This is a genomic window from Shewanella sp. 4t3-1-2LB, assembly GCF_017368415.1.
Taxonomy (GTDB): Bacteria; Pseudomonadota; Gammaproteobacteria; order Enterobacterales; family Shewanellaceae; genus Shewanella; species Shewanella fodinae.
On record NZ_JAFNJD010000163.1, the window covers coordinates 1 to 292 of the forward strand.

Annotated in this window: 1 rRNA gene; it reads left to right on the forward strand. The window is 46.6% G+C overall.

Going from position 1 to position 292, the window contains the following annotated elements:
* Window positions 1-173 precede the first annotated feature (173 nt).
* Window positions 174-289, forward strand: a 5S ribosomal RNA gene (gene rrf, locus J3L11_RS19120).
* Window positions 290-292: the final 3 nt, after the last annotated feature.

Genomic DNA, 292 nt, shown 5'->3' on the forward strand with positions numbered 1-292 from the left:
GTTCTACTTTAAAATGCTCCAAGCATTTAAAGTATTTCCTACATCCTTGTAGGTCACCACATTTTCTAGCACTTCCTCCATCCCTGGAGGTCGTCCCTTGAAAGAATTGCAAGACTTGGTTGAAGTATGAGAAGCACTACTAACAAAGCAGCTTTCCGAATTGACCGAATTTGCTTGGTGACAATAGCATTGTGGTACCACCTGACTCCATCCCGAACTCAGAAGTGAAACACAATCGCGCCGATGGTAGTGTGGGGTCTCCCCATGTGAGAGTAGGTCATCGCCAAGCGCC